Here is a 26,973-nt window from a genome sequence, read left to right as displayed (position 1 = left end):
GCAATTTTGAGATGAGTGAGAGGTGCCGCCGTGAAAGCTACTGAAGCCAAACTCTTGGAGTTCCTAAAGAAGTCACCACAATTCCTCATACCGATCTATCAGCGCACCTACAGTTGGAGAGAGTCTGAGTGTCGCCAGCTCTGGGATGACATTCTCCGTGCTGGGCGTGATGAGGCTGTTTCAGCCCATTTTGTAGGGTCTATTGTCTATGTGGAAAAGGGCCTCTACTCCGTATCCAGCCAGTCGCCGCTCTTGGTGATAGATGGCCAGCAGCGCTTAACGACAGTAACACTACTTATCGAGGCCCTGGCTAGGGCACTCGGCGACACCGAACCACTGGATGGTTTCTCCGCGAAAAAACTCAGGAACTATTACCTGCTCAACCCTCTGGAAGATGGGGAACGGCGATACAAGCTCGTGCTCTCTCAGACGGATAAGGCATCTATGATCGCGGTGCTCGACCAACACCCGAAGCCCAAGGAACACTCGCTGCGCATCGAGGAGAACTTCAACCTGTTCAAGGAATGGATTGGGGGAGCAAAGGGCGACTTGGAAGCATTGTGCAAGGGTTTGGCAAAGCTTGTGATCGTGGACATCTCGCTCAACCGCGATCAGGATAATCCCCAACTGATCTTCGAGAGCCTCAACTCCACCGGCAAGGAGTTGAGCCAGGCCGACCTGATCCGCAACTTTATCCTGATGGGACTCGAACCGCAACTTCAAACGAAGCTCTACGAGCTGTATTGGCGACCAATGGAAGTTGACTTCGGCCAGCAAGCCTACGCTGACCACTTCGACGCCTTCATGCGTCACTACCTCACGGTGAAGACGGGCAAAATCCCCAACATGGACAAGGTATATGCGGGGTTCAAGGAGTTCGCACGGTCACCTAAGGCCGGTAGTGTCGAGTCTTTGGTTGCAGATATTCGCGCCTTTGCCGCTTATTTCTGTGCCATAGCGCTGGGCGCTGAGCAAGACACTACCCTCAAAACAGCTTTCCGAGACATCCGCGAGTTGAAGGTTGATGTAGCGTACCCCTTCCTTCTGGAGCTGTATCACGATTTCACGCAGGACACGCTATCGAAGGAGGAACTCCTCCAGGCAGCTCGGCTGGTGGAAAGCTACGTCTTTCGCAGGGCTGTTTGCGGTATCCCCACGAACTCGATGAACAAGACCTTCGCTAACTTCAGCCGGTCATTAAAAAAGGACCGGTACTTGGAGAGCATTGAAGCACACTTCATGCTCCTGCCCTCGTATCGCCGGTTCCCCAATGACGATGAGTTCCTGAAGGCTCTCACCTTGAAAGACCTGTACAACTTTTGGAGCAGGAGCTATTGGCTGCGCCGTCTGGAAAATCATGGTCGTAAGGAACGGGTGCTGGTTGAGGACTATACGATTGAGCATATCATGCCTCAGAAGGAGAACCTCACGGAAGAATGGCGGAAAGCTCTCGGCCCGAACTGGGAGTACATCCATCAAACCTACTTGCACACCCTCGGCAACCTGACACTTACCGGATATAACTCGGAATACAGCGCTCGCCCCTACCCCCAAAAACGTGACATGACCGGGGGATTCGCTCAAAGTCCGTTGCGCCTAAACCAAGGGCTAGGAGCCGTTCAGCAGTGGAATGAAATCACGATCCTTGAACGAGCGGAAAAACTTGCGGAGCAGGCGAAGGGTGTCTGGGCTGCTCCAAAACTTGACCCATCTGTCTTGGAGGCATATAAGCCTCAGACTACTGCGGGTGCCTATACCATCCAAGATCATCCCCACTTGCTTTCCGGGACCATGCGCGACCTTTTCCAGGCTTTCCGGGCTGAAGTCTTGGCTATTGACCCGTGCGTTACCGAAGAATATTTGAAGCTCTATGTTGCTTTTAAGGCTGAGACGAATTTTGTAGATGTTGTACCGCAGGCTAAAAGGTTGCGATTATCGTTAAATCTTCGATTCCACGAGATCAACGACCCTCATGGCCTATGTAAGGACGTGTCAAACGTAGGCCGATGGGGTAACGGCGATGTAGAAGTTGGATTTTCTTCCCTCGAAGAGTTACCCCATGTGATGGGATTGGTGCGTCAGTCGCTGGAGAAACAGATGGGGCCTGTAGGTGATTTGTGATATGTTCCGTTGAATCTGATGAAACTACCCAGGAGGGATGTAGATGAAAATCAAGTCAATCCGCCTCGAAAATTTTCGGAGCTTTCAAGATGAGACGATAGACCTCAATCAGTACTCCTGTTTCGTCGGCCCCAACGGGGCAGGCAAGTCGACGGTTCTTACCGCCTTAAATGTCTTCTTCCGAGAACAGAACGCCTCTGCGACGGATGTGGCGAAGCTTGCCGAGGAGGATTATTTCTGCAAAGACACGACTCAGCCTATTAGGGTCACAATTACTTTTGACGACCTGAGCGCGGCAGCAGTGGAGGCCATGTCTGCATACGTGCGTCATAATGAATTAGTGGTTACCGCCGAGGCGCAATTCGATGCTGCGGCTGGGATCGGGACGGTTAAGCATTACGGGCAGCGTTTGGCGATGCCTGAATTTGCGCCTTTCTTTGAAGCTGATAAAGCCGGAGCCAAGGCCGGTGAACTTAACCCGATCTTCGAGCAACTGAGGCAGGTGTTTCCCGATCTGCCCAACGCGCGCTCAAAGGATGACAAGGCTGAAGCCCTTCGCACCTATGAGGCGGCTCACCCCGAAAGGTGCATTCTGATTCCTAGCGAGGACAACTTCTACGGGGTGAGCGGCACCAGCAAACTGGCACCGTTTGTTCAGTGGGTATACGTCCCTGCCGTGAAGGATGCAGGCGAGGAAGGACAAGAGTCAAAGAACACAGCGCTTGGAAAACTCATTGCCCGCGCCGTCCGTGCTCGGACCAATTTCGACACAGAACTTACTAGGCTAAGGACGGAGGCACTGGAAAGATACCAGGAGCTTCTGGAGAGGAACCAGGAGAGCCTAACAGATATTTCGCAGTCCCTGCAGAGGCGGCTGGAGGCGTGGGCACATCCCAATGTTCGCCTGGGAGTGGAGTGGCTTTCAGACCCTAGCAAAGCTGTTTCGGTGCAGCAGCCTGTGGCGGGAATCAAGACAGGCGACGGCGATTTCCTTGGGAACCTAGCACGAATGGGGCATGGGCTGCAACGCTCCTATCTGCTCGCGCTCTTGCAGGAACTTGCCGGTTCGGAGCAGCCAGATGCGCCGACTTTGATCTTGGGGTGTGAAGAACCTGAACTTTACCAGCATCCACCTCAGGCTCGGCACCTTGCAGAGGTCTTTTCGGAACTTGCTCACGGCAACAATCAAATTCTGGTTACAACCCACTCACCACTCTTTGTCAACGGTAACGGCTTCGAGAATGTGCGGCTGGTGAGAAAGGGAGAGCCTGGTGCCGGGACCACTGTCAGCTCGATAACGTTCCAGGCCCTCTGCGAACGGATAAGAGAAGCTAGAGGTGAAGACCCGCAACGTCCCATCGAGGGCCTTGTGGCTAAGATACATCAAGCGCTTCAGCCTGGTATAGCCGAGATGTTCTTCGCGCACATCCCAATTCTCGTAGAAGGTCTCGAAGAAATCTCCTACCTCACCACAGAATTGCACCTGTCCGGCCAGTGGTCGGATTTCCGGCGTCTAGGGTGTCACATCATCCCGGTGAACGGGAAAGACAAACTCATCCAGCCGCTTGCTATGGCAATCGAGTTCGGTCTGCCAGTGTTCGTCATTTTCGATGCTGACGGTGACGCGAAGCCACAGCACCGGGGTATGCATGAGAGGGATAATGTCGCCTTGATGAACCTTTTAGGAATCGCTGCTGACGCCTTCCCGGCGGCAAACATCTTGGGTGATAACCACGCCATCTGGCAGACGAACCTCACCAACACTGTTAGGGCCGACTACCCTGAAGGCGACTATCTACGAATCACCGAAGAAGCACGAACCCATTATTTCCATGAACGTGGTCTGGACAAGAACCACCTCTATATCGCCGACTGGGTTTCTACAGCGAGTGCAGAAAACCTGAGGTCGCAGACCTTAGCAACCCTTTGCAGAAGCATCCTGCAATTTGCAGGCGGAGAGGATTAAACAATGACTGAACAGGTAGAAAAGCTTGACCTTTCTTCAAGTGATATTGCTAAAGAAAAACGGCAGGAGTTGCTTCGGCTTTTCCCGGAGATTCGCACCGAAGGGGGAAAGCTCAACATTGACCTTCTGAAATTGACACTTGGTGAGGCCGTAGATGTCGGCAAGGAGCGCTACGGCATGAACTGGCCAGGAAAGGCTGAATGCTTCAAGACCATCCAGACGGGCAGCATGGGCACCCTGCGTTCCTGCCGTGAGGAAAGCGTCAACTTTGATTCCAGCGAAAATGTGGTTATCGAGGGAGACAACCTTGAGGCGCTAAAATTGTTGCAGAAGTCATACCTCGGCAAAGTGAAGATGATCTATATAGACCCACCTTACAACACAGGCAACGACTTCATCTATCCCGATAACTTCTCAGAGAGCCTTCAGACATACTTAGAATATACTGGGCAGGTCGATTCGGAAGGTCGCAAGTTTGGCACTAATACTGATGCTGACGGTAGGTTTCACTCAAAATGGCTAAATATGATGTACCCCAGGTTGTATCTTGCACGGAACCTACTGCAGGAAAATGGAGTAATATTTATAAGTATTGATGACAACGAAGTTGAAAACCTGCGTAAACTCTGTAATGAGATTTTCGGAGAGGAAAATTTTATTGCTTGTGCTGCCTGGCAGAAGGCATATACCTCGAACATGACCGCTCAATTCATTTCTAACACCCATGATTACATAGTGATTTATGGGAGAAATACTGGTGAAACGGCGATGGGGCGTTTCGCGCGAACTGAAGAGCAGAAAGCAAAATTTAAAAACTTTGACAGCGATGCTCGTGGCCCATGGAAAGCTGAAAACTTGTCAGCGGGTAAATTTTACTCAGCAGGGCAATTTGAGATTGTTGGTCCTACTGGCGAAAAATTCCTGCCCCCCCCGGGCAGGTTCTGGCGGTGCAATCAGGAGCAGTACCAAAAATGGCTAGCTGATGGAAGGATTACGTTCGGAAAAGATGGAACGGGCAGACCGATGCTGAAAAAATTTCTTTCTGAAGTTGAAGATGGACTCACTCCGAACACTTGGTGGAAACATGAAGATTTCGGGTCTAACAAGGAGGCCAGTCTCGAATTAAAACAACTCTTCGGTGGAGATGCATATTTTCAGACTCCCAAGCCTACTAAGCTTCTGAAGAAGATATGTGAACTTGTAGAGGATAGGGATGCAGTAATTCTCGACTTTTTTGCGGGTTCTGGCACTACCGGTCATGCGGTTCTCGATCTCAACAAGCAGGATGGGGGCAATCGGAAGTTCATCCTGGTCCAACTTCCCGAACCAACCGAACGTGAAGACTACCCAACTATCGCAGAAATTACCAAGGAACGATTACGGAGAGTAATCAAGAAACTGAATGATGAGGATGCAGGGAAACTTGACTTGGCGGGGGCAACCAAACAGGACCGTGGTTTTCGGGTTTTCAAGCTCAGCGAATCCAACTTCACAACTTGGAATACCTCTATGCCTCACGACGCCGGTGTCTTGGAGCAACAACTCCAATTGCATATAGAGCATATCCGCAAAGGTCGTACTGCCGACGACATACTCTACGAAATCCTTCTCAAAAGCGGCTTCACTCTTACGACTAGCGTTGAAGAAATCTCCCTAGCAGGCAAGACCGTACATGCTATTGCAGGTGGTGCCCTCTTCATCTGCTTGGAGCGACAGTTAACGTTGGAACTGATTCGTGCCATGGCAGAGGCAAGACCAGAACGCATTGTGTGCCTAGATGAAGGCTTTGCCGGAAATGACCAACTAAAGGCTAACGCTGTACAGATTTTCAAGACGAAAGGCGTCACCAGTTTCAAAACGGTATAAGGGACTACACATGAAGATACAGTTTGACCCAAAACAGCCATTCCAACTTGCCGCTGTAGCATCCATCACAAACCTGTTCCAGGGACAGCCGCAAGGTGCACCGGAGTATGCAATTATAACCTTGGGCAGCATGGAAGGACTATTTGCGGGGCAGAACGGGACAGAACTCGGCATGGGGAATCGTCTGCTTCTAGCTGAAGACAAGCTAATTGCCAATACCAGAGCGATCCAATCCGCCAACGACATTGAGGTTGCGGGCTTAGATGCGCCGTTGGAAGCGTGGGAATTGTTTGACACTCCGGCTAACGAAGCCCGTCGCTGCCCCCATTTCTCAGTTGAAATGGAGACAGGTACCGGCAAAACCTACGTTTACCTTCGCACCATCTTCGAGCTGTCGAGTCGGTATGGTTTCCAGAAATTTATTATCGTAGTGCCCAGTGTCGCGATCCGAGAGGGGGTGCTCAAGAATATCAAGATTACCGCCGACCATTTCAAGGCGATCTACAATAACCTCCCTTTCGAGCACTTCGTCTACGATGCAAAGAAGGTGAACCGGCTGCGCCAGTTCGCCACCAGCAACACCCTGCAAATTCTTGTCATTAATATAGATGCCTTCCGCAAGAACTTTACCGGCACCGAGGCCGAGCAAAAGAGCAACGTCATCTACAAGGAAAGTGACAAACTGTCCGGCCGCCAGCCCATCGAGTTTATTCAGGCCGCCAGGCCAATCGTCATTATTGATGAGCCACAGAGCGTTGACGCCACAGATAAGGCGCAGGAGGCGATAAAGGCTCTGAACCCTCTTTGCACACTGCGCTACTCCGCCACCCACCGCAATCCGTACAACTTGGTTTATCGCCTCGACCCGGTGCGTGCGTTCGAGCTGAAGCTGGTGAAACAAATTGTTGTAGCCAGTGCCGTCTCCGAGGGATCGGCAAATGATGCGTTCGTCAGGGTTGAGCAGATCGAGTACAAGAAGGGCATCAAGGCCAAGCTGCGCATCCATGTTCAGACCAACGACGGCCCAAAAGAGAAGCTAATTACCGTAAAGAATGGTGCTGACCTCTTCTCTCTCTCAGACGAGCGTGCCTGCTATGCCCATGGGTTTTCCGTTGCCGAAATTAATGCGGAGCCTGGCAGCGAGTTCATCCGTTTCAATAATGGCCGCACCCTCCGTTTGGGAGAAGAGATCGGTGGAATGCGAACCGATGTGTGGCGCACCCAGATCAAGCACACCATCAAGAAGCATCTGGAAAAAGAGCTGCAGGTTCGCGAGCACGGCATTAAGGTCCTCAGCCTCTTCTTCATCGACCGTGTCGCGAACTACCGAGACTATGACGGGGAAGGGCAGCCCATTAAGGGGAAGTTCGCCGAAGTCTTCGAGGCAGAGCTGACTGCTCTTGCAAAAGAGGAGCGTTACAAGGAGCTGGAGTGGCTAAAACAGCCTATGGAGAAGCTCCATAATGGCTATTTCGCGCAGGACAAGAAGGGAGTATTGAGAGATACTCGCGGCGACACCCAAGCCGATGACGAAGTCTACAACCTCATCATGACAAAAAAGGAAATTCTGCTCTCCCTGGACGAACCGCTGCGCTTTGTCTTCAGCCATTCTGCGCTGCGAGAAGGGTGGGATAACCCCAATGTTTTCCAGATTTGCACTCTTAACGAAAGCCGGAGTGCCGTGAAAAAACGGCAGGAGATCGGTCGAGGTCTGCGCCTGCCGGTAGACCAGAACGGCTTCCGTGTCTTCGATGAATCTATAAACAAGCTGTACGTCATGGCCAACGAGAGCTATGACGAGTTCGCCCGTGCACTCCAGACGGAGTATGAGGACGACTGCGGCGTGACTTTTGGCAAGGTGCCGCTGACCGCCTTCGCGAAGCTGGTACAGGTGGTCGACGGCAATGAGGTGCCAATCGGACCGGAGACCGCGCAGGTTATCCAATCTGCTCTGGTCACCCAGAAGATGCTGAGCGCGGAAGGGCGCATTCTGCCCGCCTTCGATCCAAAAGGAAAGGACTTCAAACTGGACCTTCCAGAGGAGTATCGCGACTTGACCCCAGCTGTGATCGACCTTCTGTCGTCTTACCAGATAGAGCGGCATATTCGTCGGGACAAGGACGATGGTCCTAACAAGCTCAAGAAAGAAGTGACCCTAAGCCCTGAGTTCCAGGCTCTTTGGGACCGCCTCAAGCCTAAGACTACATACCGGGTTGAGTTTGAAACCGAAGTACTAGTGCAAAGGGCCGTTGACGGTCTAAAACGTATGGAACGCATTGAGACCCCACTTATACGTGTTGCCGCTGGACAGATTGGAGTGAAGAAAGGCGGCGTTGATGCCACCGCTGTCAGCGTGGCCGAAGAGAAGATTGAGTTCGGCGATCATCCCGTGCCAGACATTCTAGCTTATCTGCAAAACGAAACGGAACTAACTCGTTCCACGCTGACTCGCATACTCAAGGAGTCAGGGCGGCTGAGCGAGTTCTTCCACAATCCGCAGCGGTTCCTGGATTCCGTCGCAGGCGTGCTCAAATACGAACTGCACCGCTTGCTGGTGGACGGCATTAAATACGAGAAGATCGACGGGGTGGGATCGGAAGCCGAGTGGGAGATGCTCCTGTTCAAGAACGAGGAGTTGATCAATTACCTGACGGCGGTGCAGGTCAAGAAGTCAGTTTACGAGTACATTTCCTACGATTCGGAAGTGGAGCGCGAGTTCGCCAAACGCCTGGACGAGCGGGAAGACATTAAGCTCTTCGTTAAGCTGCCCGGCTGGTTTAAGATCGACACACCGGTCGGCACCTACAATCCCGACTGGGCAATCGTCAAGCATGATGATGAGGCGCTGTATCTAGTTCGTGAGACAAAGGGGACACGGGACTTCCTAAAATTGCGCACGAGCGAAGCCGACAGGGTTCGCTGCGGACAGAAGCACTTCGATGCTCTTGGAGTGCCGTTTGACGTGGTGGTGACAGCTGAGCAGGTGTGATAACCACTTTATCGAGTAAATGACCTGGCATGGTCAGTCTGAGCGACGGGTGCGGCTCATGCTCAGGTTTGAGATTGCGGCATGAGTCTGTACCCCCTTAGCACCTCGGTTCCCACCTGTACTAGACTCAAAAGAGACCATTATTGTCTCCTTTGAGTACTAGTTATATGAAGAGAAAAAAGGGAACGAGAGTTCACCCAGCCATAACAATTCCGTCAGAAGCCAAGGGATGCTCCTGCAGCCATTCATCCCAATACTGAAAGTATCCGGCGTACCTCACCCGTTCATCCTCCCCTCCGAGGTGAAGAAATTCGAGCGGCGATTTTTTCCCGGCTTTGAAAGGCAGCGGCCTCCCGTATCGCACCTTTACCTCTTCGATCATGGTAGTTTCCAGGTAGTTGGCGTCCGACTTCTTCACCAGGAATGCATCGTGAACGGGGAGCGCAGGTATCCCCTTATCTGCCAAACGCAGCAGGATCGCCTCGGCCAGATCGGCCTCGCGCCGCTGAAGGCTGAGGCCGGCATCTCTCAAGAACATGTGTCGGATCGGCGCGTGCTTCAGGACGAACCTGTCCAGAACCTCCTCTGCGGTTAAAGGAATGTGGACGCTCCCGCCTCGGTTAAGCTCAGATTGTATGGCTTTGATTGCAGTCCCACGGTCGCAACTATTCAGTATAGCTTGCGCTATGTCCTTCATGAAATCCCGCCCTCTCTCGTGTGTCACCTCCGGCATCATGTACACGTCGTCCGTAGGTAGGTCCAAGCAAAGAGCAAGGTATGCGAGGTTTATGCTCGTCCCGGTGAAATCCCGTTCAACCGTCTCCTCGTGGTCTATTCGGATGAAAGGGCGGAACTCTTTCGGGAGGGTGATCCACCAAGCACCATGAAACCTTCCTCCGAGATCGAAGGACCCCCTATTGAAGCTGCGGTGAAGCCTGACCTTACTGCAGTCGAGGGCCAGCTTCTTCTTCAAGAGCTTCTTCGCGATGGCCTTATCCTGATCATCCGGGACGTAAAGACCGATGAAATGATGTTCGAGGCGCTGGTTGATCTTCTCTAGATTCGCGCGCATTCGTCTGGTTTCCTGGGTCTCCTGGTACGAGATGCGATCCCCTTCAATATTTGAAAGAACGATTGTGTTCTCGTCGGGGAAAGTATCCCGAGCAGCCTGTAATAGCTTACGGAGCTTGTCAGTAGCTCTCATTCGGGAGATGCTACTGCGATTTTTGAAATGAACGCCTCGCTTGGTCTCGATATACCTCTTATCAGCCAAGGCTTCCACAATCTTCATCATTGGCTCGTAACTGAGTTTCACCCCTTGTGCCCCCACCCTTTGAGGATAGAACCACTTCCTGCTGCGATGATAGGCGACATATCGCCCTCTGTTTTGTCGGAAAGCGCGCAGTAAATTGAGAAGGACCAACTTGAGGTGCGGAGAATATCTTCCGTAGAGATACTTCTTCGGATCAAAGGCTGGACTCACGTCAGCCTCTATCTGTTGAAATAGCTCCTTGAAGCTGTCGTTATCCGTGTCGAGGTCTACATTTAGCGGCATTGAGTTATCAAACTCACTGTAGTGCACGGGACCACCTAAAGGCGAGGTAGATCGGACCATTCCCAAGTATCTGCAATAGCTGATGCGGGGTGATTTCAGAAACATCAAACCAAAGCTCATTTTCGGAGACACCTTCTACCGAACCAGGCTCGTAGCCAAGGGTACGGCGGTATGCCTCGACAATCGTCTGGAATGCCATACCATTAAATTTCTCACTCCCTAGCCCGTTCACGCCCCACCGACTACTTAGTTTCCAAGCCAAGGCAGTACCTTCCTTGGCGGGACCTATTATGTCGCGCCACAGTTCTATGGCTGCATGGTGGAAATCCATCTGTGTCCGTAGCTCTCGATAAATCCTTCCCGTTTCAGCGACTGCTGACATTACTAATTTAAACTCTTGCTGCATGTTATCCTCCTCTGGTTAGATTGGTTACGCTTCTGTTCCTAGACCGCAGGCTCTTCGCTGCGGGGTAAAGGTGAACTCAGATACAACAAAGCCCTGGTCCATGAACTTCCATGGCAGGGCTTTGTACGTCGTGTCGGGGCTGACAGCGGCTATGGTTTAGAAAATGCACCTCTTCTTGATACTCGTAGTTGTCTCCATGAGAATCACGCCGCGAGCTTGAACTCCGGTTGCAGTGATGCTGCAGTCTGCCGGTGAGGAGCCTTGGGCCAATCGCTTAGGCGATGGGGTAAAAAAGGTATCATCTCCTCTTCTCCGACAACTCCCTTGTCCTCTAGCAAGTTTGCAAGATTCAACACTCTCCCCCATACCTCTGGCGTTCTCAAAATCCTCTCTGTCTGTTCAGCCAAGTTATCAAATTCTTTGCTAAACCGGAAAGGAAGCAATCCACATATACCGTATGCCTTGTCAATGTCGCAAGGAAACTCTTCATCAGCAGAATCAAGGTAAATCTCGCCTTCCTTTACCCCCTCAAGAATCTGGGTGGCAATATCCCCTGCTATTACCGCACAAACCCAGCCTCGCATTTCCCGACGTAGCTGCCTTGTCACGTTCCTACCATTCGGAATATTGGTCCCTATCATTTTTGTGTAGGCTCTGAACCCATCAACGTCTGACTTCATATAATACTCCTCCTGATCCCACTCCAGGAATCTCCATACCGGATTTCGACTTGTACGACAAACTCCAGCCGCTTCAAGCGGTTCTTCCCCCATACTTTTGAAGGAACTTCCCATCTCAACGTCCAAAGGGTGAACTTCTAGGCTATGAACGTATGTGCCTACTAATGCATGAACTACAGCATGTGCAGCTTCGTGCACACAGACCTCATAACGATGCTCTTTCGTAAACACGGGTTTAAGCAAAACGCACCCCCGTCTGCACGGTTGGCGCTACCTGACAAGAAACATTCAACTGCACGGTAAAACTGGAACACCTCAACATTTGACCTCCTCTTGGATTTTGAACGCAAAAAGGCCTGAGTGTGCTTTTCAGCTTCTCACGCCTTACGTTTGCAGTTATTTATGCCGCTACAACGGAAGCGATTACTAGTACTTTAGAAATAGAAAGAGCGCCATTTGCGGTGGCGCTCCACGATACCTTCGATTTTGATGTGCCACGCCTCGGGTGACTTGTGTGTGTGAGGGGGGGGGGTGAGCCTCAACGCGGCGCCCATGATACTATTTTAGAAGAACACGACTTTCCGAATCTGTCAATTTTTTTTTGTGGGTTTCGCTTGTGCACGCTTGTTCATAGTGATAGCCACTGCTAATAGTGGGTAACATCAACGATTCCGGCCTCAAGCGCGGCGTAAACCTCCTTGTTGGCAAATTCGATGGCATCTATCTCAAGGGCCTGGTCGTGACCTCCCCGGTAGGTCAGGTTGTCGCGGTAGCGCTGGAGGATGTGCCGATATTCGTGAGCGAGGGTCCGAAGGTGGAAGAATAGACCGTACTTCTTCTGGGTGATGACGTTCGCGATCCTGATCTTTGCCGGGCCGGTCTCATTGTAGTACGCGACACCCTTATTGTTGGTGCCACCGTACCTGATGTACTCTTTCTCCTCGAAAACATAGACCACGTCCTTGGCCACCGGGTGCTTCTCGGATAGCCAAGCTATGAATGTACGAGCTATGTCTGCGGGGTTGCCCTTGATCTCGACCATCTAAATCTCCTACGGGTGTGCGCCGGAGCTTTTGCCTGTGACTGGTTGGTTGACTGACGACTTATTGCGAATTATGCCATCGAATCCCCGACTTTATGTCAACCGAGAGTGAGTAATCCAGCTTCTATCGCAGCATCAATTTCTGCTTCACTGAAACGTTCGGCAGCCAATATCAGCTTCATGTCAAAGCGGTCTTTATAATTCAGGCCGTCTCGGTACTCCTGGAGGGCATGACAATATTCACGGGCCAAAGCTCGGAGAACTCCTCTGAGACCAATATTAGCCTTGATCGCCAGAGCTGCTACCCTGATCTTGACAGGGCCTACGTTAGAGGCCACCATGACAGCGGTTCCGGTACGACCATTTAAGGAGATGTAGTCAAGATTTTCAAAGACATAGACTATCTCTTTGTCAACTGGGTGCTTCTTTGCAAGAAAGTTGATAAAGACATTACACTGCTCGTCAGGGGCCTTGCCATTAATTGTAATCTTGGCCCCTATTTGCTGTCTAAGAATATTGTTATTTCTAGCATATAGTTCAAGTTCTGTTACCATTTGATACCATTTTAGATCATTTGGAGCTGAATTTTTAAGAGCACTCAAATTTTCTAGAGTCAAATACGTCGGGCGGGCAGGGCGTTCATAATCTTCAATCATATATCTAACATTTTGGTAGAACTTGCCAATCGATCTAACTAATTCGACAGATTTATTTGTCTTATTTGCTAATAAATTGGCAGTATCTCGCAAAATGTATGGTTTGCCTGTTTCAGGATTAACTGGAATCATTCCAACAGCAAGCATTGAATCATAAAGAATGCTTCTGTAATGACTTGCTTTTTTGCAATAAAAATTATCATTGATAGCTTTCATTATGGTTTCTGCAGATGCTTTGGTCATCTGGTAAATCGGATCATTACAACTGTTATATGCCTCAACTACGTCATTATAAGCCTGCATGGTAGGCTTGTTCTGCCTCAGTTCTATTTTCTTATCCATTGAGCACCAACCCGATTATTGAGCACGACCGAACAACTGCTAAAATACCGTGTCCGCAGATTCCCTTCAAATGGGAGCTACCCGTTGGGGGCGAATCAGCTTTATACACCCTATTGGCTGTATAATCAACGGCAACATCTACCACTTGTGCGTGGCACCCACAACCTTGCAGCTGTATGCTCCCTCCCAAAGGGCTAAAAATATGCATACAGTTCAGGACAGCGCTGCTATCGGTAAAAAAATAAGGGAGTTTCGGCTGCTGGCGGGGTTCACCCAGGAACAGCTCGCAGAGAAGTTGGGGATTACTTTTCAACAGGTCCAGAAGTACGAAAAGGGAACGACCAAGGTAAACCTTACGAGATTGCAGCAACTCGCTGGCATTCTAGACGTACCAGCATCGGCCTTCTTTGAGGAATCCTCTCTAACTGTGTATCGCCTTTCCGAAGAGGAGATGGGACTGCTCAAGGCATTCAAGCAGGTGCCAGAATCTTTGCGTGGTAGCGTACTTGAGATCGTATCGAATCTCACTCGCAAAAATTGAAGCTGATGGCTTAGAGGTTCCCAAAAGGCCGAGACTGCTTCGGTGCTCATGAAGCAGAGAAGCAGAGCTTTTTCGTCCCAAACGACAACGCCACACCCGATGGACTAGGTGAGGCGTTTTCTGTTTGTGTGCCTCGCGGCATCACCTCCCGTATAGCTTCCGTGGCCGTCATCTTGACAGCTCGATCCTCTTCGCCCTTCCCTGGCGATAGTCTCCTCGATTAGGGATTTTTCCTTCTTGTTGCCTCTTCCACCTCTGCCGCTCCTTCGCCTCTAATGCGTACCTCCAGGGGGACCGCTGGTTTCTGGCTCGCGGTAAGGTGACTGCGGTGCAAGTTCAGGCCATCCACGAAGTTGACCAGAGAGCCTTCCCTGTCCCAGTTGCGGAAGGATGGTGCCCCTACCTTGAGGCAGGCTGTATGGTGGTACGTGGAGGCAGATTGTAGGCGGAAGGGGGGGGGACGGCAAAAGCCGCGCTCGTTGATCGGGCGCGGCTTTTGCCGTCATCGCTTGATGAACAAGGATGCTATGGCAACTCCCAGAGACAGGAGGGAGAGCACTATCGCTGTTTTGCTTCGTGTATCTTCTACCGTCTTTTCAGATACCACGCTTGCGAGATACGGGAAGTGGATGCTGTGCCTTGCTTGTATATCTTCTCCAGCACTGAACAGGAACAGAAACACAAGCGAGCCATCCTCTTGAGTATACCGATATTTGTGATCCAGGTGATAGTACAGCCGTCCAAACAGAATATAGGGGTCAGTCTCCAAGTCTGTAGCAATCTGCCGAATATCAATGGGAACATACGTTCGGCTGCCCCTAGTGGCGTTCTCTGGATCAAACGAGCGAAAGCCTTCCAGGTAGGTATCGTAAATATGCCGTAGTATCTCCAGGTCCGAAGGAAGCCTCATTGCACACGTCCTCGCAGGGTAGGCTCTATCTAATCTATGGTATAGGTCGTTCCATTGGGAACTTCCCCGATTGTTCGGTAAGGCATCACCATCTCACGCCCCTGGAGGGGGTACGAGATTTTTGGCATATTCTCCTATCGCGTCCTCCAGGATCGCTGATAGCCGGTCACCAAGAGCAAACGGTGCACTCTCAAACCCTGTACGTTCCAGTAAGACAGGACCACTTACAGAGGTGGCAGAAGCATGCAACCCGGTCAATGTCGCCGTATCTAGCCTGTTGCTTGTCATCGGGTCAAGAAGCTTAATTGAGATGTCGAACGCTCCCAGAACCTTTCCGTCCACGCGGGAAAAAGCTAAGTCCTCGACCTTTAGGAGGTCAGCCCCGCACTGCAACATCGATGCAAGGGTAGGGATCAGAAAGTTGTGCAACTTGCTCTTTACCATGTCTTCTACTCGTCCGCATTCTGCACGCCTTACGCACAGGCTCCTGAAAGTGTGTTCCATCAATGCTCTCCTCGTGGATGATGTTCAGACTGTATTAGGAAATTTATAGACCTAGTGCTTTTTCAGCGGCAGCAACCGCCTCTTCCTCATAGGCTCTCTTTGCAGCAAGCTCCTCTTCAGTTAGTTGAGAGTCTTGCTCCGTTGAAGGTCTCTCTGACTCATGCCGATACCTGCTAAAATTGTTGAAATCCTCCGCGTTGTCTATGCAGTTCTCAATCGGAACCTGTCCGATCACCTCCCCGTCGCTGGTCAGCGCCCAGCACGCAAGTGGCGACCGTTCCTCTGCAGGGGTTCCCTCACCATATACTGCATACCAGCCTGCCGCCGGTATTATCTGGATGATCCTTGGTTCCTTCTCTTTCATTAGTCATCCTCCTTGTAGCGCGCACAGTAGCCACAGTCATCATCCCCAGTCGTAGTCATCACATCCGTTACACATTCCACCAGGTCGTCGCGATCAGAAAAAGTCTCTATGGCATCGGGGTAGTGGGTGAGGATGTCGTCTGTCAGCTCCTCGTATTTGGTATACTGTAAGGTGTCTCTGTACTCCCCTTCGTGGATGTCACACTCTTTGATGGCACCAAGGTTCTTGCAGTACATCCTCGCTTCTTCAATCTTGGCTTCGTGGTCCTCCAACTCTTTCTTTGCCTGTCCCATAGCCACCTCCTCGTTGAAATGTTCGATAAAAATAGTAACGCTGTGAGGAACAGTCAAGGTGAGCAACAAAATAAAGTCTACCTTCGTAGCCCTGGCGGCACAAAGGCACGGGAATTACCCAGCCCCTCGGTACTACGCCTTCAGCAGCTTGTATATCGACTCCCGGGAGATGCCCAAGTCTGCCGCGATCTTGGTTTTCTTCTCGCCTGCCGTCACTCGCTCCTTGATCTTCGCCACCATCTCATCGGTGATCGACTTCTTACGGCCCTTCCCCTTGTACCCGCCTGCAGCCTTCTTCAGTTCGATCCCCTCGCGTTGCCTGGACTTGCTCAGGTCACGTTCAAACTCTGCAAACGCACCCAGCATCTTCAGCATTAGGTTCTTGAAGATGTCGTTCTCATCCCCGGTGAAGGTCAACCCTTCCTTGACGAAGGTGATCTTCACGCCCCGGTTTACCAGCTCTTTCACGATACCCAGCAGGTCAACCATGTTGCGTGCAAGACGGTCGATGGAGTGGACCATGATGTGGTCGCCTTTCCAGGCAGTTTTCAGCAGGTTCTGCAGCTCAGGCCGCTCCCTGTCTTTTCCGCTCTTCTTCTCCAGGAACTCAACGTCAAGCTCAACGCCTTCAAGTTGTCTCTCCAGATTCTGCTCCAGGCTGCTTACCCGCTTGTAACCGATTACCCGTCCCATTGATCCCCTCCAGTCAACAAAGTGTGTAAAAACACTCTAAGACCATTCAGTCAGCGTGTCAACAAAATATAACAAGGACCGTTTTTACACATAAAAAGTGTGTACATAAAACGTGGCCTAACGGTATACCGTTTTTACACATCCGATGTGTAGCAAAGTGGACATATCAAGCAAAAGGCTGTATAGCGTAGGTTGCTGCCGGAGTTATGTCTGCCACACCTAACACCTGGAAAGGGAAACTCAATGTCGTTTTTTGAGATGTTGGACAAACATTCTTGGATTATTACCCTCCTGATGGTGCCTGTTACAGTGGGTATCGCAGCCTGGCAGATTAATCGGCAGTTCGCAAAGACGATCCTGGCCCAACGGACGAACAAGTTGGATGAGTTGCATCTGACGATCTATAAAGAGATAGCGGACAAGATAGAGATGTGCGAGTCTGCTTTGTCAAAGGCACACGCTACCGTGTTGACACTTCCATCTTTCTTCGAGATGAAAATAGTCGAGGATCAAAAGGCGGTGTTAGAGGGGAAAACTGAGTCTTCTTATCCGATCCTCCAGCGGTATCCTACTCTTGTGTTCGATCAGCAAGAAATTCTCAGGACGCTGTCAGGTGTAATCGGAGTGATGGATAAATATGAAATTGCATTTACAGAGTTCTATGGAATGAAAGAGGAAATATCTAAAACTGGCAAAAAACTTAACGGCGTGACCAACCAATTTAACAGTCTAGCGCTACAGTTTCTACCGGTTGACATAGAGGAATCAGATAGACATAAGTTTGGTGGTGCAAAAGTGGTGTGTCCACCTATGCCTGATAAAGAAGCGCTTTCCGCTATGAAAGTTCTCTCAAGAGCCTGCACTGAAGTGAACATGGACTTGAGTAGTTACATTCATGATTTGCGCGTCGAAGCGCAGAACTGCTTGCTCAGCTCCCTTTTTGGCAACAAGAAAGCTGCTAAGCGAGTCCCTGGCAATCCTAAGTATCAAGTCCTAAGCCGGACACCTTCTGATTGAGGCCTCCCCCCCTCACCCAATCCTAAACACCCTCTACAAGCGATCCTCAGAGGTGGGGGCGGCAGGCGCAATGAGATCGACTTCCAAAAGCGCGTTTGGGGATTGCTTACCCATGATAGAGGTGACGGGGCTTACATACCTTTCTTTTTACGTTCGAGTGCCCATCCCACCCGGCCTTCGTAATTGATTCTGGAAACTCATTCTAGAAATGGGCCGCACCGACCCGTGGAGGGGAATTTTACGTTACATAACATTCAGTTACCACGTCAACGGCAGCTTTAAAGGGGTAAGATCAACACCATAATCCAGCAGCTTCAGTGTCTCCATCATGGGCACGGGGTTTAGCTCTTGGCTATAGGTCTCCCAGGTTATTCCCTGCAGCAAAGCAGCGATCATTCTCTGCTCCTCTGACTCAAGGTGTCCTACCAGCCCCTTAACAGCGGAGTTGTCCCGGTCTTGCGACCTCACGTTCTGGAAAAACCAGTTTATGAATGTGTGCCGTAAAGAGTGGAATGGTTTCTTTGCTCGTTCTTCTTCGTCAACGATCACATACTTCCTAAACGTGCCATTGTACCATTTTTCAAAGTAGTGCGAATAACTGTCTGAATTTTCATAGTAAAACACTTTTCGTGTAGTACCGCCCTCCCAAGGCCGACTATATTTCAACTTGCGCCTTGAAGCTATGAAGTCCATAAGCCCTAATTCTAAAAGTGTAGGGTGAATGGGAATAGTGCGCCGACTTTGTTCGTTCTTAACACTTTGGTGTCGTGGTTCATAGTCCCGTAGCCTGAAGCAATCAAGTCCATCGACGACCATGAAATCGTCACAGTAAAGTTGACATATTTCTTCTTCCCTCATCCCGCTATACAACCCTATTAACGGAATCCAGAGCATGTGTGGGTCGAGTTTCTTGCGCCTCATACTCATTGCCCCCAGCTCGTTGATAAGGCGCTGAGTATCGTTGCGGTTGTATGGCAACCGCTTCAAAGTATCATTTCGTTTTTTCTTATGAACCTTCTTCTTAACGGTGAACACCTTGTCGCTACAATAATTTCTAGCGATGCCATACTCACCACTTTCACTGCCGTATGTCAGTAATCCCCCTAGCGCAAACCAAATTTGTTTTAAGGTCGTTGAGCCAAGAGGCTTGTATTTGGGGTGTTCCTGACATTGCTCCAAGGTCAGGCCTTGCATGTGAGGATGGCTGCGGAACGTCGGGTATATCTCCAAGTTTGCAAAGAGACGAACGAGCATATCCTGGTTAATCTCATCTGTGTAGGGATTGCCGGTAAGCTCTAGAATTTTTTCAAAATGGTTATCCATCTTCCTTTTGCTGTCCCTGTCCCAGTTCTCTTTATGAACCTCAGAGTACTTGTTAATCAGTGCACTCAGCCTTTTACGGCGAGGGGCGACAGTTGCGGACCCACCGTCATAGGGGTTGCTCAAGCCGCGTTCTGCCCTTTGCGCAAGCACTTCGTTGGCCTCGATCTCCTTCGCAAGCAAGGCATCGCACAGCATCTTAAATTCCGGCGAGCTTGTTGATGCCTGGACATTTTCTAACGCTAAAAGCGCAGATGCAGTAGGCGCTATTTCGGAATAGTCCTGCTTGCGCGCCTGCTCCATATACCGCGAGGCGAGCACTCGGTAATAGGAGGCGAGGTTTCGAGCGCCAGAGACCTCCTCAATCTCACCAGTCTCATCGTTCAACAGCTCATAATCTTTCCGGCAGTCCATGTGGTATCGTGCACGGAAATCTTGGCCCATCTGCATCACGGCAGCATCAAGAGGAGTTTCGGCAATGCTGTAGCGCTCTGCCTTGTCTTGATCAAGCAGAGTTGCCAAATATTCTTTGACTAGACTCTCGATCACCTTCGCGGTAAGTAGACCTGAACGCGCCATAAAGAAAACCCTCTCCGTTCTCGCCGTCAACACCTTCACAAGGGAAACAGCGTGCTTCCAGTTAGAGGTCTTGAGCGATTTCTTAATTTGTGTGCAGGGAAAGTGACACTTAACATCGGTGGGGATTCTGCACTGGAAATAGAAAGTTGTGCCTCTTTGAACCAGATAGCTGAAACGCATAAAGGCTTACTCCTGTAGTCCACAATGGGGCTAATTCGGAAGCAAGCCTTTAAAGGTCACCTGCAGAAACAACAGGTTACGATTTATTTGGGGTGGGTAGTGGGATTCGAACCCACGTATGAACGAGTCACAGTCGTTTGTGTTAACCGCTTCACCATACCCACCATATTCAGTTGTGGCACGCCTGAGAGGGTTCGAACCTCTGACCTACGGCTTAGAAGGCCGTTGCTCTATCCAACTGAGCTACAGGCGCAGAAGTAAAGCCTGCAATTGAGTGGTCGGGGTGAGAGGATTCGAACCTCCGGCCCCCTGCTCCCAAGGCAGGTGCGCTAGCCAGGCTGCGCTACACCCCGATTCAAGAAGCACGTTTATAGCATAGCCTCTGGAGCCGCGCAACACCTTTTTTATCCCCGCCAAGATTTTATCGGAGCCGTTTACCCCCCCCTTCAACGCAAAGACGCGGAGCCGCAAAGGCGCAAAGATGAAATCGCAAAAAGCCCCCCAATCCTGCCTTCCTTGCGTCTCCGCGCCTTGGCGTCTTTGCGTTAAAGCCTTGGTTCTTTGGCCGTTGTGTGCGCCCTAGCGGCTTTGCGTGAGCGCCTCTTTGAGCATCTGCATGGCGCGTCCGCGGTGGCTGATGGCGTTCTTGATCTCCATGGGAAGCTCGGAGAAGGTCTGCCCGTACTCCGGCACCATGAAGAGGGGATCGTAGCCGAAGCCACCCTCCCCCCGCGGGGCCTCCAGGATCACCCCGGCAAGGGCGCCGTCGAAGGTCCGGCAGGTTCCGTCGGGAAGGCAGAGCGCTATGACGCAGTGAAACGCAGCGCCCCTCTTCTCGGCGGGAACGCCCGCGAGCTCACGCAGCAGGAGTGCGTTGTTGTCGGCGTCGGTCGCCCCCTCACCGGCGAAGCGCGCCGAGTAGACGCCGGGGCGTCCGCCGAGATAATCGACGCAGAGCCCCGAGTCGTCGGCAAGAACCGGCCGCCCGGTGCAACGCGCCGCGGAGAGCGCCTTCTTTATCGCGTTCTCCTCAAAGGTCGCCCCATCCTCCACGACGTCCGGGAGATCGGGGAAGTCAGCAGGCGAGAGGATGGTATCCACCACGCCGCGCAACAGTTCGCCGAACTCGCGCAGTTTCCCCTTGTTTCCCGATGCGACCAGGAGTTCTTTCATGCCTGAAGCGCCTCTTTCTGGATCTCGAAGAGACGGGTGAGCCCCAGCATGGCGTGGCCGCGCATGGCGTCCATCTGGTCGAGGGTGAAAGGCTCCGCCTCGGCGGTACCCTGCACCTCGACGAAACGCATCGAAGAGGTCATCACGAAGTTCATGTCCACCTCGGCGCTCGAATCCTCCGGGTAGTCGAGGTCGAGGAAGGGGGTGCCGTCGACGATGCCGACGCTCACCGCGGCGACCGCCTCGCGCAGCGGACTCTTGGAGAGCTCCCCGGCGTCGACCAGGGTCTGCAGGGCGTCGGCCAGCGCGACGTAAGCACCGGTGATCGAAGCGGTGCGAGTGCCGCCGTCGGCCTGGATCACGTCGCAGTCGATGAGGATGGAGCGCTCGCCCAATTTTTCCAAGTCGACCACCGCGCGCAGCGACCTGCCGATCAGGCGCTGGATTTCGTGGGTGCGTCCGGAGAGTTTTCCCTTTGCCGACTCACGCTGGTTTCTCGTGTGCGTTGCCCGCGGCAACATGCAGTACTCCGCGGTGACCCAGCCCGTCCCCTTCCCTTTCAGGAAGGAAGGGACCTTCGACTCGACCGTCGCGTTGCAGATTACCTTCGTGTCCCCGAACTCGATCAGCACCGAGCCCTCGGCGTGTTTCAGGTAATTGCGCGTGATTTTAACTTCCCTCAATGCATCAGCCGCACGGCCGTTTCTGCGTGTCATGACTCTCCTTTAAAACCGGTTCAACGTTCAACGTTCAGCGTTCAACGTGTCGTTTGCCAACCTTGCAGCATTTACGTTACTTGTTTCATGGTCCTATATGTCCGCTCGAATAAGCGCGGTTATCATCATTTTCTCGTGCAGCGGTCCGTGCCGCCACGCCGCCCCTGCTTCCGGCAAAGGTCAAAGCCGTAACGTTGAACGCTGAACCTTGAACGGCTCTACCTCTTCGGGTTCACGTTCACCCTGCCCCGTCCGCCGTTGTCGTAGATCTTTGGTCCACCCTCGCCCCAGCGGTTGTTGGGGGCGCGGAACTCCTCATTGCCTGCGTTGTAGACATCATGCCCCGCGTTACCGGAGATCACGTTGTCCCACGCTACGGCGGAGCCGTCGAAAACGAGCACCCCCTGCGCACCGTTGCCGGTGATCACGTTGTCGCTCACCCTCACCCGCGAACCGGTCAGCGACAGCCCGTAGTCGCTGTTTCTCGCGAGCTTAACCCCGGTCACGCTCCCCTCGGTCTCGAAAAGGGTCACGCCGCGGCCGTTGTCGAGCGCCGCCCCGCCGGCAAGCTTCAACCGACAGCTGTCGCAGGAAAAGGCGGAGCGGTTCATGGCAAGACTTACGTCCTGCAGGTAGATCGAAGTGTGCCGCGCCTCGATCCCCACCCGGTTGCCGACCACGCTCACGCCGCGCACGGTCGCCTCGCTCTGGATAAAGCTCATGCCGGTGTCGCAGTCGGAGGCTCCCCCTCCCTCCATGGTGAGAAGCGCATCCTGGAAACGCATCCCGGTGGCGCTGCGCTCGGCACGCACCCCCTTCAGGGTCAGGTTCGCGAAAAGCGCCTCGACCCCGGTCGCCGCCCCTTCGATGCGGCAGTTTTCCAGAAGGTTGTTCTTGTCGCTGCCGAGAAGGACGATCCCCTGCCAGTCACCGGCAGAGGGCGCCGCGAAGAGCGAAGAGAAACGGATCGGCTCCTCCTTGCTTCCGGAGGCGACCAGCCGTCCCTGCACCACGAGGACCGGTTCCCCCGCCCCTTTCTTGAAGCGGACCAAGGTCCCCGGCTCGACGGTGAGCGTCGCCTGTGGCGCCACGGTCACCGCCCCCTCGACAAGCACCTCCCCCTTCCAGACGGTGTCCTCGGCGAGAACGCGATCGGCAAAGGTGCTCTGCGGCTTGAACGGCGCCTCGACACGCTCGGGAGCGGGAACGGGAGCAGAAGCGGGTGCGGACGGCGCGGCGGTGGACGGAGTATCGGCGGCCGCGGCCTGGTGGCAAAAAAGGGCCGCCAGAAGCAGCCCGTGAATAAGTAGTATGTGATATCTCTTCATTTTTTTGGGATCTGCAGGCTTTCCTGGTGATAGACCTTGTTCTTGCCGCGGCGCTTGGCCAGGTAGAGCAGGGAGTCGACTATGTTGAACAGCTCGTCCATCTTGTCCGCGTTGTCCGGGTAGCTCGCAACGCCGATGCTCACGGTGACGCCGCGGCTCGCCCCGTCAACGGGCCTCTTTGCGGTCCCCTGCTGCACGCTGTCACGCAGACGCTCCGCAGCGAGGATCGCCTGGTCCAGGCGGGTCTCCGGTAAAAGCACGATGAACTCCTCGCCTCCGTAGCGGAACGCGACGTCGACCGAACGGATCGTCTGCAGGATCAAATCCCCCATGAGTTCGAGGAGCCGGTCGCCCGTGGCGTGGCCGAAGCTGTCGTTGTAACTCTTGAAGTCGTCCACGTCCATCATGATGATGGAGAACGGCTTGTGGTAGCGCTTCGCGCGCGCCATCTCCTGCCGGAAGTACTGCTTGAAATAGCGGTGGTTGTGCAGCCCGGTGAGCGAGTCGGTAATGGCGAGAAGCTTGGTCCGCTTGTGCAACGTCGCGTTGTGGATCGCCATCGCGGCGAAGGACGCAAGGATCGAGAGGAGGTTCAACTTATCACGATCGAAACATCTCGGTTCGAAGTCATCCAGATAAAGGATACCGACGATGCGCTCCTGGAAGACGAGCGGGACGCACACAAGCGAGCGGATCCCTTCCTTCAGGGCGATCGGGTTCTTGAAGAACGGGGTTTGCTGGGTGTCCTCGATATAAAAGATCTCGCCGGCCAGAAGCACCTGCTCGGTGAGCCCTCCGGGGGTCACCTCCCAGCGCTCCTTCTTCACGAAATCCGCGGTGAGCCCCGAGTGCGCATGCAGGCTAAGCTCGCGCCTCGCGTCGTAGTAGAGCGCGACGCTCCCCGCCGGGGTGCCGGCGAACCGCATGGCGCTCGTCAGGATCGCCTGCAGCACCGTGTCCAGATCCAGCGTAGAGACGACGGCCTTGGCGACCTCTATCAGATCCTTTAGCCCCTTTACCTGGGACTCAAGCGACTCCTTTTGGCTATTGCAATCACACTGGCTCATGGAAGCTCCGGGAGGAAAAATTAACCCGTCATTAATAACACAGCGAGGCTCCCGTTGTAAATGCTCCTTAGGTGTAAACACCGGCAATTTCGTTTTTTATGATGGCCCGAAATTTTAATCTATTAACGCTTGACTTCGTCATACATCTTGTGGTTTATTTCTCGCCGCCCACTAAATGTGGTATTAAGCGATTCGCATGGCGACATGATAATTTATCCAAGGAGAACGAAACGTTATGAAGAAGACCGCCGAAAAGGGACAGATCCCGGGCCTCACCAAGAACGCACAGACCGTACTAGAGAAGCGCTACCTGAAGAGGGACCAGTCAGGCAAGCCTCTTGAGACCCCCGCCGACATGTTCCGTCGCGTGGCGACCGCGATCGCCCAGGCCGACGCCGTCTTCGACAAGAAAGCCGACCTCTCCGCGCTCTCCGACAAGTTCTACGCCATGATGACCAACTTCGAGTTCCTCCCGAACTCCCCGACCCTGATGAACGCGGGTCGCGAGCTTGGGCAGCTCTCCGCCTGCTTCGTGCTTCCGGTGGGCGACAGCATGGAGGAGATCTTCGAATCGGTCAAGCACACAGCGCTCATCCACAAGTCCGGCGGCGGCACCGGCTTCTCCTTCTCCCGCCTGCGTCCGGCGAACGACGTGGTCATGTCCACCACCGGCATCTCCAGCGGCCCGCTCTCCTTCATGCGCGTCTTCGACGTCGCCACCGAGACCATCAAGCAGGGGGGCACCCGCCGCGGTGCGAACATGGCGATCCTGCGTGTCGACCATCCCGACATCATGGACTTCATCATGTGCAAGAACGACCAGCGCCAGCTGAACAACTTCAACATCTCGGTCGGCATCACCGAGGAGTTCATGAAGGCGGTCGACGCGGACCGCGACTACACCCTGATGAACCCGCGCGACAAGAAGCCGGCCGGCAGCCAAAACGCCCGGAAGGTGTTCGCGCGCATCGTGAAGCAGGCCTGGGAAAACGGCGAGCCGGGCATCATCTTCCTCGACCGTCTGAACAAGGACAACCCGACCCCGCACATAGGCGAGATCGAGTCGACCAACCCCTGCGGCGAGCAGCCGCTGCTCCCTTACGAATCCTGCAACCTGGGCTCCATCAACCTCGGCAAGATGGTCGCGGGGGGCAAGGTTAACTGGGACAAGCTGAAGGAGACGGTGAAGAGCGCCGTGCACTTCCTCGACAACGTCATCGAGGTGAACAACTACCCCTTACCCCAGATCGACGAGATGACCCGCTCGAACAGGAAGATCGGCCTTGGCGTCATGGGGTGGGCCGACATGCTGATCCTGCTCGGCATCCCCTATGGCTCCGAGGAGTCCGTCGAGCTCGGCGAGAAGGTGATGCAGTTCATCAACGATGAAGGGCACGCCGCCTCCCGCGAGCTCGCGAAAATCCGCGGTGCGTTCCCGAACTTCAAGGGGAGCATGTACGACCTCCCCGGCGCCGCACCGGTCAGGAACGCCACAGTCACCACCATCGCGCCGACCGGGACCATCTCCATCATCGCCAACGCCTCCTCGGGCGTCGAGCCGCTCTTCGCCGTCTCCTTCGTGCGTCAGGTGATGGACAAGAACATCCTGGTCGAAGTGAACCCGCTCTTCGAAAAAATCGCCAAGGAGCAGGGCTTCTACAGCGACGAGCTGATGCAGCGGATCGCCGAGCACGGCACCGTGCAGGACATCAGCGCGATCCCCGATGACGTACGCGACGTGTTCATGACCGCTCACGACATCACCCCGGAAGAGCACATCACCATGCAGGCCGCCTTCCAGCGTCACACCGACAACGCCGTATCGAAGACGGTGAACTTCCCGCGCGAAGCGACCATCGAAGACGTCGAGAAGGTGTACCGTCTCGCCTACGAGCTGAACTGCAAGGGGGTCACCATCTACCGTGACGGCTCCCGCGACGAGCAGGTTCTCTCCGTCGGCAAGAAGGAAGAGCCGAAGGTCGTGGCAGCGATGACCGCGGAAGAAAAGCGCAGCAAGCGCGAGCGTCCGAAGGCGCTCAAGGGGTGGACCTACCAGATGCAGACCGGCTGCGGCCCGCTTTACATCACCATCAACGAGGACGCCACCGGCCTCTTCGAAGTCTTCACCACCATGGGCAAGGCCGGCGGCTGCGCCGCGAGCCAGTCCGAGGCGATCGGGCGCATGGTATCGCTTGCCTGGAGAAGCGGCGTGCAGGCACGCCAGGTAGTGAAGCAGCTCCTCGGCATCTCCTGCCACAGCCCGAGCGGTTTCGGCGACAACAAGATCCTTTCCTGCGCCGACGCCGTCGCCAAGGCGATCCAGTCGCACCTGGCGATCACCGGCCATGGTGAAGTCATCGAAGCTCCCGCCTTCGAGAAAGGCGCCTGCCCCGAGTGCGGCGGCGTCGTGGAGCACGAAGGCGGCTGCGCCGTCTGCCGCGTCTGCGGCTACTCCGAGTGCGCGTAGCGAGGTAGTTGAAGGAGATAATTGCGAGGGGTCTTAAAAGGACGCGCCGAGCAAAGAGTAAAAAAGAAGTAGCAAAAAACGAAGGGGGGCCGCAAATATGTGCGCCCCCCTTTTCGTTTTCGAACCAGTCCCTCGATTCACTTCCTCCCTGATGCCCCCCCCTACACCTCAGCGTACAACAAGGTAGATTTTCCACTT

22 protein-coding genes and 3 tRNA genes are annotated in these 26,973 nt (G+C 53.4%); 7 read left to right on the top strand and 18 right to left on the bottom strand.

Annotation, left to right across the window (positions count from 1 at the left end):
* The first annotated feature begins 30 nt into the window (after window positions 1–30).
* The 4 genes from E8L22_RS16910 to E8L22_RS16895 are packed head-to-tail and all read left to right on the top strand — an operon-like array spanning window position 31 to window position 8,942.
* Window positions 31–2,121 carry a GmrSD restriction endonuclease domain-containing protein gene (locus tag E8L22_RS16910; RefSeq protein ID WP_136526318.1) on the top strand — a complete coding sequence of 697 codons (2,091 nt, stop codon included), beginning with the start codon at window positions 31–33 and terminating at the stop codon, window positions 2,119–2,121.
* Between the two features lie 43 nt (window positions 2,122–2,164).
* Window positions 2,165–4,087, top strand: coding sequence for an AAA family ATPase (locus tag E8L22_RS16905; protein WP_136526317.1), 1,923 nt, complete (start codon window positions 2,165–2,167; stop codon window positions 4,085–4,087).
* Window positions 4,088–4,090: 3 nt separating this feature from the next.
* On the top strand, window positions 4,091–5,953 hold the full coding sequence (locus tag E8L22_RS16900; protein ID WP_136526316.1) for a site-specific DNA-methyltransferase: 1,863 nt from the start codon (window positions 4,091–4,093) through the stop codon (window positions 5,951–5,953).
* A gap of 10 nt (window positions 5,954–5,963) precedes the next feature.
* Window positions 5,964–8,942, top strand: a complete 2,979-nt coding sequence (locus E8L22_RS16895; RefSeq protein WP_136526315.1) for a restriction endonuclease — start codon at window positions 5,964–5,966, stop codon at window positions 8,940–8,942.
* A 193-nt stretch (window positions 8,943–9,135) separates the two neighbouring features.
* Here the strand turns inward: E8L22_RS16895 and E8L22_RS16890 are convergent, their stop codons facing one another.
* The 5 genes from E8L22_RS16890 to E8L22_RS16870 all read right to left on the bottom strand — a co-directional run bounded on the left by E8L22_RS16890 (window position 9,136) and on the right by E8L22_RS16870 (window position 13,623).
* Window positions 9,136–10,524, bottom strand: a complete 1,389-nt coding sequence (locus tag E8L22_RS16890; protein WP_136526314.1) for a hypothetical protein — start codon at window positions 10,522–10,524, stop codon at window positions 9,136–9,138.
* Window positions 10,511–10,903, bottom strand: a complete 393-nt coding sequence (locus E8L22_RS16885; RefSeq protein WP_136526313.1) for a hypothetical protein — start codon at window positions 10,901–10,903, stop codon at window positions 10,511–10,513. The genes E8L22_RS16890 and E8L22_RS16885 overlap by 14 nt, the downstream gene beginning before the upstream one ends.
* Window positions 10,904–11,106: 203 nt before the next feature.
* Window positions 11,107–11,781, bottom strand: a complete 675-nt coding sequence (locus tag E8L22_RS16880; RefSeq protein WP_136526312.1) for a hypothetical protein — start codon at window positions 11,779–11,781, stop codon at window positions 11,107–11,109.
* Between the two features lie 448 nt (window positions 11,782–12,229).
* Window positions 12,230–12,625: a hypothetical protein gene (locus tag E8L22_RS16875; protein WP_136526311.1), complete on the bottom strand. Its 396-nt coding sequence runs from the start codon at window positions 12,623–12,625 to the stop codon at window positions 12,230–12,232.
* Window positions 12,626–12,723: 98 nt separating this feature from the next.
* The gene (locus E8L22_RS16870; protein WP_136526310.1) at window positions 12,724–13,623 is read right to left on the bottom strand and encodes a hypothetical protein; all 900 of its coding nucleotides are present in this window, start codon (window positions 13,621–13,623) and stop codon (window positions 12,724–12,726) included.
* A 202-nt stretch (window positions 13,624–13,825) separates the two neighbouring features.
* On the opposite strand from E8L22_RS16870, the gene E8L22_RS16865 reads away from it, so the two are divergent.
* Window positions 13,826–14,164: a helix-turn-helix domain-containing protein gene (locus E8L22_RS16865; RefSeq protein WP_136526309.1), complete on the top strand. Its 339-nt coding sequence runs from the start codon at window positions 13,826–13,828 to the stop codon at window positions 14,162–14,164.
* 502 nt (window positions 14,165–14,666) lie between these two features.
* On the opposite strand, the gene E8L22_RS16860 is transcribed toward E8L22_RS16865, so the two are convergent.
* The 5 genes from E8L22_RS16860 to E8L22_RS16840 all read right to left on the bottom strand — a co-directional run bounded on the left by E8L22_RS16860 (window position 14,667) and on the right by E8L22_RS16840 (window position 16,928).
* Window positions 14,667–15,074: a hypothetical protein gene (locus tag E8L22_RS16860; protein ID WP_136526308.1), complete on the bottom strand. Its 408-nt coding sequence runs from the start codon at window positions 15,072–15,074 to the stop codon at window positions 14,667–14,669.
* A gap of 93 nt (window positions 15,075–15,167) precedes the next feature.
* Window positions 15,168–15,578, bottom strand: coding sequence for a hypothetical protein (locus E8L22_RS16855; RefSeq protein ID WP_136526307.1), 411 nt, complete (start codon window positions 15,576–15,578; stop codon window positions 15,168–15,170).
* A 43-nt stretch (window positions 15,579–15,621) separates the two neighbouring features.
* The gene (locus E8L22_RS16850) at window positions 15,622–15,942 is read right to left on the bottom strand and encodes a DUF6253 family protein (RefSeq protein WP_136526306.1); all 321 of its coding nucleotides are present in this window, start codon (window positions 15,940–15,942) and stop codon (window positions 15,622–15,624) included.
* Window positions 15,942–16,235 (bottom strand): hypothetical protein, encoded by a 294-nt coding sequence (locus E8L22_RS16845; protein WP_136526305.1) that lies wholly within the window; start codon window positions 16,233–16,235, stop codon window positions 15,942–15,944. The genes E8L22_RS16850 and E8L22_RS16845 overlap by 1 nt, the downstream gene beginning before the upstream one ends.
* Window positions 16,236–16,367: 132 nt before the next feature.
* On the bottom strand, window positions 16,368–16,928 hold the full coding sequence (locus E8L22_RS16840) for a recombinase family protein (protein ID WP_136526304.1): 561 nt from the start codon (window positions 16,926–16,928) through the stop codon (window positions 16,368–16,370).
* 243 nt (window positions 16,929–17,171) lie between these two features.
* Between E8L22_RS16840 and E8L22_RS16835 the strand changes: the two genes are divergently transcribed.
* Entirely contained in the window at window positions 17,172–17,945 is a 774-nt protein-coding gene (locus tag E8L22_RS16835; protein ID WP_136526303.1) for a hypothetical protein, read from the top strand.
* A gap of 258 nt (window positions 17,946–18,203) precedes the next feature.
* Here the strand turns inward: E8L22_RS16835 and E8L22_RS16830 are convergent, their stop codons facing one another.
* From E8L22_RS16830 to E8L22_RS16795, 8 genes are all read right to left on the bottom strand, one after another.
* A complete protein-coding gene (locus E8L22_RS16830; RefSeq protein ID WP_136526302.1) occupies window positions 18,204–20,024 on the bottom strand; it encodes a site-specific integrase in 1,821 nt (606 codons plus the stop codon).
* Between the two features lie 88 nt (window positions 20,025–20,112).
* Window positions 20,113–20,188 (bottom strand) — tRNA-His (locus tag E8L22_RS16825).
* Window positions 20,189–20,200: 12 nt separating this feature from the next.
* Window positions 20,201–20,277: transfer RNA gene (locus E8L22_RS16820), tRNA-Arg, on the bottom strand.
* Window positions 20,278–20,299: 22 nt separating this feature from the next.
* Window positions 20,300–20,377: transfer RNA gene (locus E8L22_RS16815), tRNA-Pro, on the bottom strand.
* 226 nt (window positions 20,378–20,603) lie between these two features.
* Window positions 20,604–21,197 carry an XTP/dITP diphosphatase gene (locus E8L22_RS16810; RefSeq protein WP_136526301.1) on the bottom strand — a complete coding sequence of 198 codons (594 nt, stop codon included), beginning with the start codon at window positions 21,195–21,197 and terminating at the stop codon, window positions 20,604–20,606.
* Window positions 21,194–21,913: a ribonuclease PH gene (rph, locus tag E8L22_RS16805; RefSeq protein ID WP_136526300.1), complete on the bottom strand. Its 720-nt coding sequence runs from the start codon at window positions 21,911–21,913 to the stop codon at window positions 21,194–21,196. The genes E8L22_RS16810 and rph overlap by 4 nt, the downstream gene beginning before the upstream one ends.
* Window positions 21,914–22,131: 218 nt before the next feature.
* A complete protein-coding gene (locus E8L22_RS16800) occupies window positions 22,132–23,241 on the bottom strand; it encodes a right-handed parallel beta-helix repeat-containing protein (RefSeq protein ID WP_136526299.1) in 1,110 nt (369 codons plus the stop codon).
* The gene (locus E8L22_RS16795) at window positions 23,238–24,308 is read right to left on the bottom strand and encodes a sensor domain-containing diguanylate cyclase (protein WP_136526298.1); all 1,071 of its coding nucleotides are present in this window, start codon (window positions 24,306–24,308) and stop codon (window positions 23,238–23,240) included. Before E8L22_RS16795 ends, E8L22_RS16800 begins: the two co-directional genes overlap by 4 nt.
* Before the next feature lie 235 nt (window positions 24,309–24,543).
* Between E8L22_RS16795 and E8L22_RS16790 the strand changes: the two genes are divergently transcribed.
* A complete protein-coding gene (locus E8L22_RS16790) occupies window positions 24,544–26,775 on the top strand; it encodes a vitamin B12-dependent ribonucleotide reductase (RefSeq protein WP_136526297.1) in 2,232 nt (743 codons plus the stop codon).
* The last annotated feature ends 198 nt before the right edge of the window (window positions 26,776–26,973 follow it).

The sequence above is a fragment of the Geomonas ferrireducens genome (assembly GCF_004917065.1).
Classification (GTDB): domain Bacteria; phylum Desulfobacterota; class Desulfuromonadia; order Geobacterales; family Geobacteraceae; genus Geomonas; species Geomonas ferrireducens.
Note: the sequence above shows the minus strand (reverse complement) of the source record. Positions and strands in the feature narration are given on the sequence as shown.

Bases quoted from the DNA above. Each gene is read 5' to 3' on its own strand.
- E8L22_RS16860 (WP_136526308.1), bottom strand. From the start codon at position 15,074: ATGAGGCTTCCTTCGGACCTGGAGATACTACGGCATATTTACGATACC.
- E8L22_RS16800 (WP_136526299.1), bottom strand. From the start codon at position 23,241: ATGAAGAGATATCACATACTACTTATTCACGGGCTGCTTCTGGCGGCC.
- E8L22_RS16905 (WP_136526317.1), top strand. From the start codon at position 2,165: ATGAAAATCAAGTCAATCCGCCTCGAAAATTTTCGGAGCTTTCAAGAT.
- rph (WP_136526300.1), bottom strand. From the start codon at position 21,913: ATGACACGCAGAAACGGCCGTGCGGCTGATGCATTGAGGGAAGTTAAA.
- E8L22_RS16900 (WP_136526316.1), top strand. From the start codon at position 4,091: ATGACTGAACAGGTAGAAAAGCTTGACCTTTCTTCAAGTGATATTGCT.
- E8L22_RS16885 (WP_136526313.1), bottom strand. From the start codon at position 10,903: ATGCAGCAAGAGTTTAAATTAGTAATGTCAGCAGTCGCTGAAACGGGA.
- E8L22_RS16835 (WP_136526303.1), top strand. From the start codon at position 17,172: ATGTCGTTTTTTGAGATGTTGGACAAACATTCTTGGATTATTACCCTC.
- E8L22_RS16855 (WP_136526307.1), bottom strand. From the start codon at position 15,578: ATGGAACACACTTTCAGGAGCCTGTGCGTAAGGCGTGCAGAATGCGGA.
- E8L22_RS16865 (WP_136526309.1), top strand. From the start codon at position 13,826: ATGCATACAGTTCAGGACAGCGCTGCTATCGGTAAAAAAATAAGGGAG.
- E8L22_RS16810 (WP_136526301.1), bottom strand. From the start codon at position 21,197: ATGAAAGAACTCCTGGTCGCATCGGGAAACAAGGGGAAACTGCGCGAG.
- E8L22_RS16795 (WP_136526298.1), bottom strand. From the start codon at position 24,308: ATGAGCCAGTGTGATTGCAATAGCCAAAAGGAGTCGCTTGAGTCCCAG.
- E8L22_RS16845 (WP_136526305.1), bottom strand. From the start codon at position 16,235: ATGGGACAGGCAAAGAAAGAGTTGGAGGACCACGAAGCCAAGATTGAA.
- E8L22_RS16895 (WP_136526315.1), top strand. From the start codon at position 5,964: ATGAAGATACAGTTTGACCCAAAACAGCCATTCCAACTTGCCGCTGTA.
- E8L22_RS16850 (WP_136526306.1), bottom strand. From the start codon at position 15,942: ATGAAAGAGAAGGAACCAAGGATCATCCAGATAATACCGGCGGCAGGC.
- E8L22_RS16875 (WP_136526311.1), bottom strand. From the start codon at position 12,625: ATGGTCGAGATCAAGGGCAACCCCGCAGACATAGCTCGTACATTCATA.
- E8L22_RS16840 (WP_136526304.1), bottom strand. From the start codon at position 16,928: ATGGGACGGGTAATCGGTTACAAGCGGGTAAGCAGCCTGGAGCAGAAT.
- E8L22_RS16790 (WP_136526297.1), top strand. From the start codon at position 24,544: ATGAAGAAGACCGCCGAAAAGGGACAGATCCCGGGCCTCACCAAGAAC.
- E8L22_RS16830 (WP_136526302.1), bottom strand. From the start codon at position 20,024: ATGCGTTTCAGCTATCTGGTTCAAAGAGGCACAACTTTCTATTTCCAG.
- E8L22_RS16870 (WP_136526310.1), bottom strand. From the start codon at position 13,623: ATGGATAAGAAAATAGAACTGAGGCAGAACAAGCCTACCATGCAGGCT.